Origin of the sequence: Nostoc sp. ChiQUE01b, assembly GCF_034531255.1 — a bacterium.
In the GTDB taxonomy this organism is placed as follows: domain Bacteria; phylum Cyanobacteriota; class Cyanobacteriia; order Cyanobacteriales; family Nostocaceae; genus Nostoc.
This window is the reverse complement of record NZ_JAVRBM010000133.1, coordinates 1-15,250: the sequence shown is the minus strand read 5'-3', so window position 1 is coordinate 15,250 and position 15,250 is coordinate 1. Positions and strand designations below refer to the sequence as shown.

At 43.0% G+C, this 15,250-nt stretch carries 14 protein-coding genes and 1 pseudogene; 9 read left to right on the top strand and 6 right to left on the bottom strand.

The window, feature by feature from the left end; all coding sequences use genetic code 11:
• Positions 1–205 (top strand): hypothetical protein (locus RMY63_RS39395; protein WP_322733869.1); only part of this gene is annotated, 205 nt, incomplete at its 5' end.
• 21 nt (positions 206–226) lie between these two features.
• On the opposite strand, the gene RMY63_RS39390 is transcribed toward RMY63_RS39395, so the two are convergent.
• Both RMY63_RS39390 and RMY63_RS39385 read right to left on the bottom strand, forming a co-directional pair.
• Positions 227–631: a biopolymer transporter ExbD gene (locus RMY63_RS39390; RefSeq protein ID WP_322733868.1), complete on the bottom strand. Its 405-nt coding sequence runs from the start codon at positions 629–631 to the stop codon at positions 227–229.
• On the bottom strand, positions 618–1,286 hold the full coding sequence (locus tag RMY63_RS39385; protein WP_322733867.1) for a MotA/TolQ/ExbB proton channel family protein: 669 nt from the start codon (positions 1,284–1,286) through the stop codon (positions 618–620). Before RMY63_RS39385 ends, RMY63_RS39390 begins: the two co-directional genes overlap by 14 nt.
• A gap of 353 nt (positions 1,287–1,639) precedes the next feature.
• Here RMY63_RS39385 and RMY63_RS39380 point away from each other — a divergent pair, with 353 nt between their 5' ends.
• The 4 genes from RMY63_RS39380 (at position 1,640) to RMY63_RS39365 (ending at position 5,587) form a co-directional block, all read left to right on the top strand.
• The gene (locus tag RMY63_RS39380; RefSeq protein WP_322733866.1) at positions 1,640–3,154 is read left to right on the top strand and encodes an energy transducer TonB; all 1,515 of its coding nucleotides are present in this window, start codon (positions 1,640–1,642) and stop codon (positions 3,152–3,154) included.
• 381 nt (positions 3,155–3,535) lie between these two features.
• Entirely contained in the window at positions 3,536–3,850 is a 315-nt protein-coding gene (locus tag RMY63_RS39375) for a hypothetical protein (protein ID WP_322733865.1), read from the top strand.
• Between the two features lie 437 nt (positions 3,851–4,287).
• On the top strand, positions 4,288–4,533 hold the full coding sequence (locus tag RMY63_RS39370; RefSeq protein ID WP_322733864.1) for a hypothetical protein: 246 nt from the start codon (positions 4,288–4,290) through the stop codon (positions 4,531–4,533).
• A 10-nt stretch (positions 4,534–4,543) separates the two neighbouring features.
• Positions 4,544–5,587 carry a hypothetical protein gene (locus RMY63_RS39365; protein ID WP_322733863.1) on the top strand — a complete coding sequence of 348 codons (1,044 nt, stop codon included), beginning with the start codon at positions 4,544–4,546 and terminating at the stop codon, positions 5,585–5,587.
• A 152-nt stretch (positions 5,588–5,739) separates the two neighbouring features.
• Here the strand turns inward: RMY63_RS39365 and ilvA are convergent, their stop codons facing one another.
• Positions 5,740–7,251 carry a threonine ammonia-lyase, biosynthetic gene (ilvA, locus tag RMY63_RS39360; RefSeq protein WP_322733862.1) on the bottom strand — a complete coding sequence of 504 codons (1,512 nt, stop codon included), beginning with the start codon at positions 7,249–7,251 and terminating at the stop codon, positions 5,740–5,742.
• A gap of 473 nt (positions 7,252–7,724) precedes the next feature.
• Here ilvA and RMY63_RS39355 point away from each other — a divergent pair, with 473 nt between their 5' ends.
• A complete protein-coding gene (locus tag RMY63_RS39355) occupies positions 7,725–8,732 on the top strand; it encodes an aldo/keto reductase (RefSeq protein ID WP_322733861.1) in 1,008 nt (335 codons plus the stop codon).
• 134 nt (positions 8,733–8,866) lie between these two features.
• Here the strand turns inward: RMY63_RS39355 and RMY63_RS39350 are convergent, their stop codons facing one another.
• On the bottom strand, positions 8,867–9,262 hold the full coding sequence (locus RMY63_RS39350; protein WP_322733860.1) for a hypothetical protein: 396 nt from the start codon (positions 9,260–9,262) through the stop codon (positions 8,867–8,869).
• A gap of 538 nt (positions 9,263–9,800) precedes the next feature.
• On the opposite strand from RMY63_RS39350, the gene RMY63_RS39345 reads away from it, so the two are divergent.
• Both RMY63_RS39345 and RMY63_RS39340 read left to right on the top strand, forming a co-directional pair.
• On the top strand, positions 9,801–10,196 hold the full coding sequence (locus RMY63_RS39345) for a hypothetical protein (RefSeq protein ID WP_416212593.1): 396 nt from the start codon (positions 9,801–9,803) through the stop codon (positions 10,194–10,196).
• A 301-nt stretch (positions 10,197–10,497) separates the two neighbouring features.
• Positions 10,498–13,432, top strand: a pseudogene (locus RMY63_RS39340) (tetratricopeptide repeat protein).
• 207 nt (positions 13,433–13,639) lie between these two features.
• Here the strand turns inward: RMY63_RS39340 and RMY63_RS39335 are convergent.
• Positions 13,640–13,921 carry a type II toxin-antitoxin system ParD family antitoxin gene (locus RMY63_RS39335; protein ID WP_322733859.1) on the bottom strand — a complete coding sequence of 94 codons (282 nt, stop codon included), beginning with the start codon at positions 13,919–13,921 and terminating at the stop codon, positions 13,640–13,642.
• A 126-nt stretch (positions 13,922–14,047) separates the two neighbouring features.
• Positions 14,048–14,296 carry a type II toxin-antitoxin system Phd/YefM family antitoxin gene (locus RMY63_RS39330; protein ID WP_069074142.1) on the bottom strand — a complete coding sequence of 83 codons (249 nt, stop codon included), beginning with the start codon at positions 14,294–14,296 and terminating at the stop codon, positions 14,048–14,050.
• Between the two features lie 97 nt (positions 14,297–14,393).
• Between RMY63_RS39330 and RMY63_RS39325 the strand changes: the two genes are divergently transcribed.
• Positions 14,394–15,032 (top strand): group II intron maturase-specific domain-containing protein, encoded by a 639-nt coding sequence (locus RMY63_RS39325; RefSeq protein ID WP_322733858.1) that lies wholly within the window; start codon positions 14,394–14,396, stop codon positions 15,030–15,032.
• Positions 15,033–15,250: the final 218 nt, after the last annotated feature.

Genomic DNA, 15,250 nt, shown 5'->3' with positions numbered 1-15,250 from the left:
TTTTATTCTTCTACCACTTTTTTATGCCGTATTTATATTTCGGATAGGTCTATTAGACAAAAAGGAGTTTGCAGTTAAGAGCCAGAATATAGAGTTTCCGTTAATTCTGGCTGCTAGTGTTGTTAAAATGGTTGGTGAATTTGAAGCAAGTGATTTTAATCGATGGAAAGATGTTAGCCTGGGTCAAAACATCTTGAAGTATTGAGATAAACAGTATTTATACTTCTTATTTTTGGGTAGCGATCGCTAGCCTTGCACCCTTCACCTGACGTACTTGATCCATTATCCCCACTATCTCACCATGCAAGACTTTTTGATCGGCATTAATAATCACCAACGTATCTGGGTTAGAACCAACTAAAGTCCGCACTCGCCCTGCTAAATCATTAACTGCTATTGGATCGCGATTTAGGCTTACCTGACCTTTTTCATCTACCGTGATGGTAACTTTAGTCGGAATTTGCTGTTCCTGCGCCGTAGCTGCCTTCGGTAGATTTACTGGCAACCCTTCCGATCGCGTTAAAAACAGCGTTGACATAATAAAAAATGTCAAAAGGGCAAACATTACATCAATCAAAGGTACTACATTTATAAATGGTTGTAAATCTGGTTCATTATCATCTAGATCCATAGGACTTCTCCTGTTGTTCGTGGCGATCATGTTGTTCATAGCGATCGAGGAAGAGTATTTCTAGCTGTCCGCCGTACTCTTGAATCATTGCTATCTGCCGTTGGTATAGTCCCCGGAAGATGCTGGCTCCTAAAAGCACAAAGATAGCCACAACCAATCCTGAGGCGGTAGCAACTAAAGCTTCACTAATACCAGCAGTGACTGCACCAGTTTTAGTACCTCCGACATCACCAATATCCAATCCAGCAAATGAGCGAATTAATCCTAAAATTGTGCCGAGAAGTCCCAACAGAGGCGCTAAACCGATAATGGTGTCAAATAAAGCTTGAAACCGCTTGAGCATAGGGATTTCTGCTTGCGCCTCGCTTTTCAAAGCCAAACGAAATTTTTCTGGAGTCGGTCTTTCTAGCTGTAGTCCAGCCAGAAAAATGCGTGCTATGGGTAAATCTACATTTTTTTGCAGCTTATCCACAGCACTAACGACATTATCAAGTCGATAAAGATTTAAAACCTCTCGCACCACCCGGTTTTGACGCTTACCAATCTGTATCCAAAACTTCGCCCGCTCAATCATTAGTGCCCCTGCCAACACCGAAAACGCCAGCAGGGGGAACATGACCACACCGCCTGCTTCAAACAAATTTTGAATTCCCATGTAGTGCCTCTAAACGTCATCAACAATACAAAATCAGACTACCAGAATCAAGCTAAAAAATGAAACTTTTTCTCAATAGAGAGAGTTTAAGATATAATGATAATTTTTTCAAATTTATTTGTAATTAAGTTTATTTAATATTTTTTGATTTTACATAAAAATATTAAATAAATACATAACACAAAAATTAATTTTATCTAGAAATTGTCATAATCAACAATCTTTTTCAAAGATATTTTGATTATTAAGTATGCTGTTCGTAACACTGCCCGAAATAATTTTAATTTTTTACTTGATATTTGTAACCTTGCATTCTAAGATAACTAAGTTAGTGAGAATAGGTAGCAATAGCTATGAGCTTTTCTGGCATTACTGTCGAGCAACGTTCCAAAGAAGTTGAGGCTCTGAAGTCTTTTCTGACTTACAGTCTGATAGGTTCACTGGCGCTGCATATCGGCGTACTGTCCTCAGGCATAAGTAATTATTTGACGAGAGTGCCCACGGGAGAAGAAGAACCAATAGAGGTGGCGATCGTTGATGCTCCGACTGCGGAACCAGAAAAACCAATCGCAGAGATTCCAGAAGAAATAAAAAAAGAACCAGAAGTTATCCAAAAACAGCCTATAGAAACTCTACCAGTAGAAAAAATTCAGCAGCAAGAACAGATTACAGCAGTTGCTACCAAGCCACAGCCGATAAATACGCTGCCAAAAGCAATTCCTTCCAAGCCAGAAGTTGCTGTGAAATCTGCATCTGTTCCACGATCGCCTCTGTCTGAAGATTCCAAAGCAAGTTCGGCAGGTGGTGGTGGCGGTGGTGGTGGTGGCGGCGGCTCTGGTGTTGGTTTAGGCTCAGGTAGTGGTATTGCTGTAGGTACAAGCAGCGGTACTGGCCCTGGTGGAGGTACTGGTACTGGCACTGGCGGTGGCATTGGCAGTGGGACTGGCACTGGCACTGGCAGTGGAATTGGCAGTGGAATTGGTAGTGGTACTGGCAGTGGCATTGGTAGCGGTACTGGCAGTGGCATTGGTAGCGGCACTGGCAGTGGAATTGGTAGCGGCACTGGCAGTGGAATTGGTAGCGGCACTGGCAGTGGAGTAGGAAACCGTCCGACAGTAGCAACAGCGCCAACAGCGCCAACACCTCCAAAAATTAACAGTTCTGGTAATGGTAATGGTCGTGCAGCTTGCCGTGAATGTAATGCCAAGTATCCAGAAGCAGCAAGACGGCGAGGAGTTGAAGGTAGAGTAGAAGTAGCTGTAGATACTGATGCACAAGGTAATGTTACCAATGTGCGGATTGCTCGCTCTAGTGGAAACCGCGACTTAGATGAAGAAACCGCCAGACAAGCGCGTGAGTGGAAATTAAAACCCGCACAAGGAGGCAGACAAGGAGTATCTATAGCCACTGAATTTGCCATAAAAGGTTCACGACGATCGCGCCAAGTTCAAGAACGGCAAGCACAAAGACAAGCACAAGAGAGAACCCAGCAGACAGCAGCTGCTAACTCCACACAAGAAAATCCAAGACGTAGGCGACGAGAGTTGACACCACCCTCATCTAATGAAGCTAGAGCCACGAGACCAGCAATATCTGGATTTAGTCGGCGACTGGAACCTCAAAGAACGGAAAGTCCTGCTAGAAACTCATCATCTGGAGCTAGGACAAATCGCTCTCAAGGAAGTGCAAGAGAATCTCTACGCCGTATCCGTAGTGAACGAGCGGGTAGTAATTCATCGCAACAGCCACAAGCAACTACAAATCGACGGCGGCGAAGAGATAACACTAGCCAGAACAAGTTGCGGGATTCTTTGCGCCGTTTACGCCAACAACCTCAATCGCAACCTGCTGCTCCCAGTCAGCAGTAGTCTGTCAAGTTGAAATTGATGGGTTAGTAATAAGCGCTTGAGCGCTTAACAAAGGACTAAAGTCCTAACTACAAACTTATTGACCCCGTGAAGTTGACTTGACATGCTATTAGTAGAGGGATAAAAATTATTGGAATCATACTTTGATTAATAACAATCGCCGCCTCCTGTTTTTAGGAGGCGGTTGTTTTTTAGACAGGAATGGCTTCATTGAGCATTACCCATCTAGGATGAGGAAAAGGGGTTAGGAGTGCGGTAATTTGATGATGGGTAATTAGAAACACTGGCGATCGCTGATTTGCCAATCACTAGTAGTGGAAGTGAACTACCTACACTTCCCTTGCGGGTAAGTGTAGGCTTCCCAATTCAATGGGAATAGCCGTGCTGAACTCCATAGTTTCTATTGGTCTTACATTCCCTCCCTGGGCAGAAGTCCTGGTTCCCAAGACCCAAATTCTTTTCTTGCAACATTTAGCTTTTGGCTTGGTTTTCGCTTATGGCATTGATGGTCAAGATGACTATATTATATCAAAGATTTGTTCGTTTCCTCCATGTCCTCTGACCTCTCTTCGAGACGCACTCGCGTTCGCCTCCAGCATTGGTGAGGCAGTGCGGGAACAGGGGGTTTACCTGCGTGGAGCAACTGCCGCTACTAGGACTGTCGTCAACTCACTTTTCATTCATCTCAACGCCTAAGAGTCGGGTAGGCGTGAGATGAATTGCTGTTTCAGGTAAATAATCCTGCACTTTCCCTACCCATTTTTCTAATCGGGGCAATAGATTTCTTGCAAAAGCCCCTAACACCCCACCCCCAACCCCTAAAAGCTTGCTCTTAGGGGAGCGTTTGCTTTACTCAAATGCAAAGTGGGTTGTTTATTTTTGATTTATGCAAGAGGTCTAATGTAAATTGCTGTGTCTGAAGAATGGTAGTAGTGTTTTCTCATCACCAATTATATGCTGAGAGATATAGTTAATGGCTAACTCTCAACTTGCTCATCTGCACTTTATGCTAGATGTCAAATTTACTGATTTGAATAAAACTTCTACATAAACACACACTGATGCAGTTTGATTTGCTTGAATAGCTATATTGATAGGACATTGATAACGTCGGCAATTCACAATTCCTGATTATGGCAAGTAAATTCATTGATGTTAAGGAATATACTGTCAGGGCGCACAAAAGACAGATTCATACTCGTGTTTTCCAGTTTGTCTGTAAAGAGTGTAACGATCTAACAAAACGCGAGACTTTCGGTCCTCGACCTTTATATTGTGAGAGATGTCGCCCTCCCCAACCGCCTAAGAAATCCCAGCCAGGATCTCACAAAGCAAAACCCAGAGCAATGTCTTATAAAAGTGACATGGATTTAAATTGATCAAAGCCCTATGACTCAAAATGGACAATTAGAACCGCCTCCGGGCACCTTTCTCTCACCACTGTTGGAATTACGAGACTATTATGCTCGCCTGACAGAAGAGTATGAACGCCTATTTGTGCAGGCGCGATCGCAGCTCGATCATGTAGAAGCGTTGTTGTCTAGCTGGTCTTTTTCTGATACCAACAAGCAGATATCAAGATTAACGGCAACTGATGAAACCTCAAATTTTTCTGGGGAAGGTTCTCTGCGGCTTTTATCACCCCTTGATGACATCGACGAAATCAAGTTGGTGGAATCTTTAGAGTCAGTACAAAAAGACTCAGATCGAGTTGAGATAAATAATTCCTTTTCTGCTGCTGCTGTTGATACAAAAGAGAGTCAATCTCTAACGACATCAACAGATCCAAACATCGCTCCAGAAAATAACGATAGTTCAACGAAGGTAGTGGAAATTCCGATGCTACCTCAGTATCAGCACGCTATCTCGCGAATGGAAGCCATAAAACAGCTATTGCAAGAACAGAAAGGTACTGTTTGTCATATCGATTTTATCGTGCGATCGCTTTATGGAGAGTTAGATTCCCATCTATTCAAAGTAGTTAAAGGTAGGGTGCAATCTTCTCTCACCCAAGGCAGAGAAAGGAATTACTGGGTAACTATTCCCGATGAGCCAGGTTGTTATACTCTGGATTTAAGTTTAGTAACTCCAAGTAATCGCAATGGTGCTTTTAGGAGTATCAAGAACAAAAATAAGAAGCCTTTCGTTCCCCCGACAAAAACAGTACCAATGCTCAAAGCTTTTGAGGGTCAATTCTTAATTGATGCCCTCACCTCTCTGTTAAAACAAAATCCAGGTAAAGTTTTCAGTGTTGCTGAAGTTATCGTCGGAATTTATGGAGAACTAGATTCTCAGGAAATTAGAGAGATCAAAAATAAGGTATTGAATGAACTATCTAGAGGCTATCGGACAGGTAGATTTGCTAGGGTTCCTAATCAAATCGGCTTCTATACTTGGGACTCAAATCTGATATTGAAGGGGAGTTCTCGTTAAATTGGGGATGGGGCATGGGGCATGGGGCATGGGGCATTGGGCATGGGAAAGAGGACTTGGGGACAAGGGGAAAGACTTGTTGTAAGTTCTGACTTAAGTCCCCTTGTCTCCCCTGCCCCCCTGCCCCACTGCCCCACTGCCCCACTCCCCACCTATCCCAAAAACAGCTTGTATGCCGGATTCTTATTCTCATCCCAATAGCGATAGCCGAGGCGATCGAGAAAAGCTTGCCATTCTTCCATCTCGTGGGGGGGAACCTGAATACCAACAACGATTCGTCCGTAGTCTGCACCATTGTTGCGGTAGTGAAAAAGACTAATATTCCAGTCTGGACTCATGGAAGTCACAAACTTCATCAATGCGCCGGGACGTTCGGGAAACTCAAAACGGTAGAGCAATTCATTGTTAGCTAGGGGAGAGTGCCCACCTACCATGTGCCGCAGATGTAATTTAGTTAGTTCGTCGTCCGTTAAATCAAGAGTTTCAAATCCTTGCACTTCAAAGTTTTCTACCATCTTGATAGCATCAGCACGGTTTTGAATTTGCACACCGACAAAAATATGGGCTGTTTTTTCATCAGCAATGCGATAATTAAACTCGGTCAGATTACGGTTGCCAATACATTCACAAAACTGGCGAATACTTCCCCGTTGCTCTGGAATTGTAACTGCAAAGATCGCTTCGCGGCGTTCGCCCAACTCTGCTCGTTCTGCTACAAAGCGGAGGCGATCAAAATTCATGTTTGCACCACAGGCGACAGCAATTAAAGTTTGTCCCTCGATTTTTTCTCGTTCGGCGTAGGCTTTGGCAGCTGCGATCGCTAATGCACCAGCTGGTTCTAAAATGGATCGCGTATCCTCAAACACGTCTTTAATTGCAGCACAAGTATCGTCTGTACCTACCAAAATAATTTCATCTACATACTCCTGACATAAACGGAAGGTTTCTTCACCTACTTCCCGCACCGCCACGCCATCAGCAAATAACCCCACTTGGGACAAGCGCACCCGATGTCCGGCTTTGAGTGATTGAGACATGGCATCAGCATCTACTGGTTCAACACCAATAATCTTGATTTCTGGACGCAACCGTTTCACATAAGCCCCAATCCCAGAAATTAATCCGCCGCCGCCAATTGCCACAAAAATCGCATGGATGGGTTGCTGATATTGTCGTAAAATTTCCATCCCGATTGTTCCCTGTCCAGCAATTACATGGGGATCGTCAAAGGGATGAATAAAGGTCAATCCTTTTTCTAGTTCTAATTCACGAGCATAGCTATAAGCATCGTCGTAGGTGTTTCCATGTAACACCACTGCTCCGCCCCTCATTCTCACTGCATCTACCTTGACTTGGGGTGTAGTTATTGGCATGACGATAATCGCTTTGGTTCCCAAACGATTGGCTGCAAGGGCGACTCCTTGAGCATGGTTTCCCGCAGACGCTGCAATTACACCCTTTGTCAATATATCTGGCGGGAGTTGCACCATCTTGTTATAAGCACCCCGCAGTTTAAAGGAAAATACTGACTGCATATCCTCACGTTTCAACAGGAGTTGATTATTCAGTCGCGCAGATAAATTTGGAGCAGACTCCAGTGGTGTTTCCTGGGCAACATCATACACACGGGCAGTCAGGATTTGGATGAGGTAGTCGCAAAACATGGGCGTCAAGCTGTTAGCAAATGCTGGATGGAAATTAATTTTACGTTACAAGCGATCGCACTGCTTTTATTGAATTGTTCTTTCTCGAAATCTTGATTGAACAAAATTTAAAAATTACTAATTAACCTGAGTTCACTAGAGGGTGGTTATAACTATCTCAAATTTTCACGAATGATTTCAGACTGCTATACAACTAGTATTTGATTGCGTAAAAAAACTCAGTACAACTTTAAGAGACTTCTTTCCTGTTAAGAGTTCCCTCCCTACACAAATAATTAGACCTCTTGCAAAAGTCCCCTAACACCCCACCCCCAGCCCCTAAGAGCAAGCGGGGAGGGGAGACTTTGACGTAAGTCAAAGGCGGGGTGGGGTTCTTATTTTGGATTTATGCAAGAAGTCTATTTTAGAAATCAAACTAGATTCCTATATAATATATGCCTGATAATTAATAAAGCAATCTACAAATAGCAAAGATGCAGACTCTCCAAAAACTCTCACTCCCAAGCATGGGCTGCGGCACTTGGGCTTGGGGCAACCAACTGCTTTGGGGATATGACGAAAGTATGGATGAGCAGTTGCAAGCCGTCTTTAACCTTTGTGTAAGCAACGGTGTAACTTTATTTGATACAGGTGATTCTTACGGAACTGGGAGATTAAATGGTCGCAGTGAGTCACTTCTGGGACGATTCAACCGAGAATATGTAGGTTTAGGCAAAGAAAATATTTGTATTGCAACTAAGCTTGCTGCTTACCCGTGGAGATGGACGCGTCAATCAATGATAAAGGCTTGTCAGTCATCTGCCCAACGCCTGGGAAGAAATGTCGATTTGGTACAGATGCATTGGTCAACAGCAAACTATGCTCCTTGGCAAGAAGAAGGACTTTTAGATGGTCTTGCAGATTTGTATGAGCAAGGACTGGTCAAGGGAGTGGGATTATCAAATTATGGGCCGAAACGGCTTCAGCGAGTGCAGAAAAAGTTTGCCCAACGAGGTGTTCCGATTACAACTGTGCAAGTTCAATACTCTCTGTTGTCTACATATCCTGTCACCCAACTCCAACTCAAAGACCTTTGTGATGAGTTGGACATTAAATTGATTGCCTACAGCCCTTTAGCTTTGGGACTATTGACAGGAAAATACTCTGAGCAAGGCCCTTTGCCTAAAGGTATTCGAGGTCTGTTATTTAAGCAAATATTATCAGGAATGCGTAGAGGCAAAGCGGCTTCTGCTAGCAAATCGCTTTTGGAATGTTTGCATGAGGTGGCACAGTTCAGAAACAAAACTATGTCACAGGTAGCAATTAATTGGTGCATCTGTAAAGGAACTATTCCCATCCCCGGAGCAAAGAGCGTGGAACAAGCGAGGGAGAATCTTGGGGCGTTGGGTTGGCAATTAGACGCTGGTGAGATTGCAGAGTTGGATAAGGCGGCTGCGAATACAGACAAAAAAATGGTACAAAATATCTTTCAAACTAAGTGATTCAAGGTCGCTGAATTAGAATATGAATCATTGCAAATACGTGTTTTGACCACGACTGAGATGGGAATGATGTAGTTCAATTATTTGAAAAGCGCTGTCAAATCAAGACTTTTGTTAAGAGTCTATTGATGAGTTTATGCAGTTTGGGTATTATTATTAGAGACTTCATCTGTACTAGCTTTTAAGCGATTGACTAAGCTTTTGCGGACACGATCGCTTTTGCGAACACCACCCGCCATCTCATATTCATGGCTGTCTTTGCCGTACTTAAAGGCAACTCCCAGGAGCATTTTTTCAGTCAGATCGCTCAAACTTTTTTCCAACTCTTTCATCTCATTTGTGTAAGAGTCAATCACAGCTAGAGTGGTATTATAAGCATCTATTTTGCTACGGTACTGCTGAATTATTTGTGTAAGATTTTGCAAGTTCCGAGCATCCCCAAAATCCATGCCAGGATCGATTGCTTTAAGTCCGGCGATTCTCAATTCAGCTTTTTCTAGAACGCGATATGTACGCTTTTGCCGAGGCATAATTATTTTCTTTTTATGGTGTTCTAGAGCTAGCTTGCCCTACTCTAGCCTAATTTTGGTTGGGTAAAATCCACAAATATTGGTATCAGGTGTAACGATAGACTCAGCAATATCAACGAAAAATATGATGTTTGTAACGAAAATCGCCGTGGTGGTAACTAAATTCGTAACATTGTAACGAAAATAATCATGTTTGTAACAAAAATCGTCGTGGTGGTAACTAAACTCGTTATTTTAGTAACTAAATTCGTAACATTGTAACGAAAATAATCATGTTTGTAACAAAAATCGTCGTGGTGGTAACTAAACTCGTTATTTTAGTAACTTAAAGCGCGATGTTAGTGGCAATGTTAGTAACAGCAACTGGTTTCAATTCCAAAAACCTAGATATGACAGGCAATGAATTGAGCAAGTAATGCAAAACTGTGCAAAATCTGTAACACTGGGTTAAATATGGGTTTTTTAACTTAGCTGCGGAATTTAGAACAAAAGCGCTGTGTTAATAAGTAAATAAAATACACATAATCAAGGCAGGATTATGATACTTGAAACTGCGGCGATCGCTGTTGGCACTATAATAGCTACCAAAGCCTTAGAGAAAACAACCGAAAAGGTAACAGAAACTTTATTAGATAAGACTGGTAAGTTTCTCGTCACCCTCAAAAAACAGTCTCCCCATACTGTAGTGGCTATAGAGAAAGCACCAGAGCAACCACTTGATTATGGTAAGGCTGTACTAGAGGTTGAATCGGCTGCTAAAGCAAATCCAGAAGTGGCTCAAGCTATGCAGGAATTGGCACAAGCAGCTAAAGCAGAACCAAATCCTAAATTGGCTGAAATTCTGGCTATGCCTAATTTAGAGAAATTGGCAGATAAAATTGGTCAGGTAGTAATGCCTGGTGGCACAGGAAATATTCAAAATCAATCCTTTTAAGTCATTTATCATGTTACCTAACCCCCATCCCCTTCCCTTGTAGGCTAAGGTGTACACATAAATCAGATTTAGTTCTATCCCAATACGCTTGGGATAAGCGAGAAAGCCCTCATGTAGAGACGCGATTTATCGCGTCTAAAAAACTGACACGTTAGAGAGACGCGATAAATCGCCGTCTCTACAGAGAATGTACTCGTCAATTATTCCTTGACAAACTACTATTTCCGACTTTTGTGTACACCGTAGCTCCGAAACGGAGAGAAGTATTTCAGTTCTCGTGAACAGTAAGATTTAACTATGTATGCCTGAAGACTCTGGCAAGTTTGCCGACAAAATTGGTGCTGTTGCTGCCCCTGGCGCTCAAGTTAACATTGGCACTCAAATTATTGAAGGGCAGAAACAGCTAACTCCCACAAAATATATCCCTCGCGGTTCTGTTCATTTCGTCGGGCGAGAAACAGAACTAATAATGCTGCATGAAGACTTGCAGCGCAAAGACTATGTAGCAATAGCCGGAATGGGTGGCGTGGGCAAAACTGAATTAGCCACCCAATACGCCAGACGATATCAACAAAATTATGGGGGAATTGCCTGGTTTAACGACAGAGAAACCAATCTCGCCGCCAAAGTTTTAGAGTTTTTCCGGTTGCAGTTTGGTTTGGAGATTCCCCAAGAATTAGGAGGAAGACTTTTAAGCCTTAAACAACAAATCGCCTGGTGTTGGTCTAAATATCCCGACTCTCCCTTGCCGATTTTAATCGTCTTCGATGACGTAACTGATTTAGACAACCTCCGCGAAGTCGTTCCTAACGATAACCGCTTCCAAGTCTTAATTACTACTCGAATGCGGCATTTAGACCCGAATTTTATTCAAGAAATTCCCTTAGATGTTCTCTCGCCCCAAAAAGAACCGGGCAAAGCCTTAGAACTGTTAAAACGACTGTTGGGAGACAAAGATAAGCGAGTTGAAAATCAACTACAAGCCGCAACAAATATATGTGAATGTCTGGAATATTTGCCTTTAGGGATAGAGTTAGTTGGAGGTTATTTGCTACGCGACCCGGACATATCTTTAGACATCATGTTTGGGCAATTGCAAGAACGTAAATTAGCAGAAGCAGCTTTACAAGACCGCAAAACTCTCAACTCAACTCAACTGGGAGTCAAAGCCGCTTTTGCTTTAACTTGGTCAGAACTCGACCCACTGGCGCAACAATTAGGAATATTTTTGAGTTTATTTTCTCCTGTACAGATTCTTTGGGATTTAGTTATTTGGGTGGCGACAGGTGGAGAGGAAGCAGAAAATCACCAACAAAGACAGCTAACTTGGTCAGAAAATGAATTAAACGCAGCTAAAAAGCAACTCTACGAGCGTAACTTGCTACAACTGGTAGAAGAAAGAGCAGGATGTTATAAAATTCATGCCTTAGTGAGGTGGTTTTTGCAAGCGCAGTTAGCCGATGCTGGCGAGATGAAATTAGTTTTGGAAACAACCTTCGCCACCGCCATGATAGCTTTTGCCCAAATCCTTCCTGGTTCACCAACTTTTGAGGATATTGAAAGCATCAGAGATATCGTTCCCCATCTCGAAGACCTGGGTAAACGTATAAATGCAGATAAATGCAGAGATAAAAGAAGCAAAAGAGGCACAGATAATTTCTTTAGCATCAGTCCCCAATGATGAAGTAATTTGGATATTTGTGGGGATAGGAAGATTTTACGAAGGACAAGGATTATATCAATTAGTAGAACTTTGTTATGAAGATTGCGTAAATCTTTGCCAGTCCTTGTTTGCTGGCGACCATCCGGATATGGCTACTAGCTTGAACAATTTAGCTGGTCTCTACAAAAGCCAAGGACGCTACAGTGATGCCGAACCTCTGTTGATTGAAGCCCTGGCAATGACAAAGCGCCTGTTTGCTGGCGACCATCCGGATATGGCTACTAGCTTGAACAATTTAGCTTTGCTCTACAAAAGCCAAGGACGCTACAGTGATGCTGAACCTCTGTTGATTGAAGCCCTGGCAATGAGAAAGCGGCTGTTTGCTGACGACCATCCGGATATGGCTTCTAGCTTGAACAATTTAGCTGGTCTCTATGATAGCCAAGGACGCTACAGTGATGCCGAACCTCTGTTGATTGAAGCCCTGGCAATGACAAAGCGCCTGTTTGCTGGCGACCATCCGGATATGGCTACTAGCTTGAACAATTTAGCTTACGTCTACGATAGCCAAGGACGCTACAGTGATGCCGAACCTCTGTACATTGAAGCCCTGGCAATGAGAAAGCGCCTGTTTGCTGGCGACCATCCGGATATGGCTACTAGCTTGAACAATTTAGCTTACGTCTACGATAGCCAAGGACGCTACAGTGATGCCGAACCTCTGTACATTGAAGCCCTGGCAATGAGAAAGCGCCTGTTTGCTGGCGACCATCCGGATATGGCTACTAGCTTGAACAATTTAGCTGGTCTCTACGATAGCCAAGGACGCTACAGTAATGCCGAACCTTTGTACATTGAAGCCCTGGCAATGAGAAAGCGCCTGTTTGCTGGCGACCATCCGGATATGGCTTTTAGCTTGAACAATTTAGCTTACTTCTACAATAACCAAGGATGCTACAGTGATGCCGAACCTCTGTTGATTGAAGCCCTGGCAATGAGAAAGCGCCTGTTTGCTGGCGACCATCCGGATATGGCTTCTAGCTTGAACAATTTAGCTTACCTCTACAATAACCAAGGACGCTACAGCGATGCCGAACCTCTGTTGATTGAAGCCCTGGCAATGACAAAGCGCCTGTTTGCTGGCGACCATCCGGATGTGGCTACTAGCTTGAACAATTTAGCTTACTTCTACAATAACCAAGGATGCTACAGTGATGCCGAACCTCTGTTGATTGAAGCCTTGGTAATGAGAAAGCGCCTGTTTGCTGGCAACCATCCCAATGTGGCTACTAGCTTGAATAATTTAGCTGGTCTCTACAAAAGCCAAGGACGCTACGCTGATGCCGAACCTCTGTTGATTGAAGCTTTGGTAATGTGCCAACGAGTGTTAGGCGTTAATCATCCCAGTACAGCGACAATTCGAGAAAATCTAGCAATCCTGCAAGGCCAGTCTACTCCCCGTGCCATCTGGAAACATCGGTTAGGTCAGTTTGTGCAAATCTTGTTAGCGATATTAATTTTACCGTTTTCTCTGTTGTGGCGATTGGCTAAAAAATTAATTCATAATTCGTAATTCGTAATTCAAAGACTGAGTGAGAACGAATAAATTAATTTATCAGTAAATAATATCAGGCAAATGTCTTGCACCATGCACAACAGCACAACTTCAATACCTTCGCTGATATTCCGGTGCTGCTATTGGATTATCAGCCGCAATGTAAATCCATATTTCAATCAGGTCTTCTTCAGCTTTAGCAGTGCGGATAAAACGTCCCACTAATCACGCATCCTTTTGAGAAACTTGACCTAAACGCTTACGAGCTTCCTGTTTAATAGCTTCAATATCTGTATACTGCCCAGCACCACTATCAATTCCTTCTTGCCAAAGACGACGTACTTCATCAATATTTTGCAACTGCAACAAGCGTTTTTGCTTCCAGTCTTGTAGTGCTTCGTGGATAACTTCACTACTGCTGGCATATTCGCCAGATTTAACCACATCACGCACAAAAGCAGCCATTTCTGGTGTGAGAGCAACACTAATTTTCTCAACGTTAGACATGGCTGGACACGCTCAGAAATAAAATATTACCTGAATCAGCAATTATACTGCGACTGGTGGAAGATAACTGAGGGTCATCTGTTACCCACCAAAGAAATGCATGAGTATCCAGTAAAGCTCTCATCGCTAAACTAGATTAGAACTGTCAAAATCATTTAGGATATCTTCTGGTAAAGGCTCGTCAAAATCTGGTGCAATGATAACTTTACCTTTATCCAATCCTGGAATTCGAGGTGAGGCTGTATCTGTGAGAGCGACTAGGCGTGCAACTGGAATACCCTTCTGTGCAATCACCACCTCTTCACCAAGTAATACCTGACTCAGCAATTCAGAAAACTTGGCAGTTACTTCAGAAACATTGACGGTAATACTCATTTGCCTAAGTAATTGTTAATTCCTAATATTTCTTAAGATAACACTGGCTATAATTGCATTTTTCAATCTTGTGGCGATGACCTGATTATCCGCGTAGATGCGTACTCCTGCAAAGCATCTAGTAGAGAAGCAGGTACCACAATCTGATTTAATCGCTCATTTGAATCCCGTCATCCGTGGATGGACAAACTACTACTCAGGTGTCGTTAGTAAACGCATATTTAACCAGGCTGATACAACTTTATTCAGCCAGTTAAAAGCATGGGCAGAACATCGCCACCCTAATAAATCTTCCCGGTGGAGTTGTCAAAAATATTGGCAAACCGTAGGGTCTGATAATTGGGTATTTAAACCTCATAACCAGAAAATTCGCTTATTCAAGCACCGTGAAACTCGTATTGTGAGACACATACAGGTGCAAGGAAGCCGTAGCCCGTTTGATGGTGATTGGGTGTATTGGAGTTCCAGAATGGGTAAACATCCCGAAGCCTCAAAAAGAATGGCAACACTCTTGAAGATGCAAAGAGGAAAATGTACTCACTGTGGACTGTTTTTTCACCATGAAGACTTGATGGAAATCGACCATAAAATTCCCCGCTCTAAAGGCGGTAAGGATAGTTATGACAACCTTCAATTACTTCATGGACATTGCCATGATGCTAAAACGGCAGCCGATAAAGTTGCTGTTACAGTTCCAGAGATAGATGAGGATTATCTCAACCGTAATCCCTTTTAACTCGGAATTTATAGGTGTGCCTGACAAGCACCAAATCACTGAGGAGCCGTGTGAAATTAACGTTTCATGCACGGTTTTGTAGCCGAGTCAGGGGGGTGACTTCCTAGCTTAGGCATCCAGTTACTAGGAGGGGATGAGAGAGTTTGAGAGGGTTTTGTATTGTAAGTCATAAGGCGTTATGAATATGAATTTAAGGTTTAAATTAACATTGCACCACC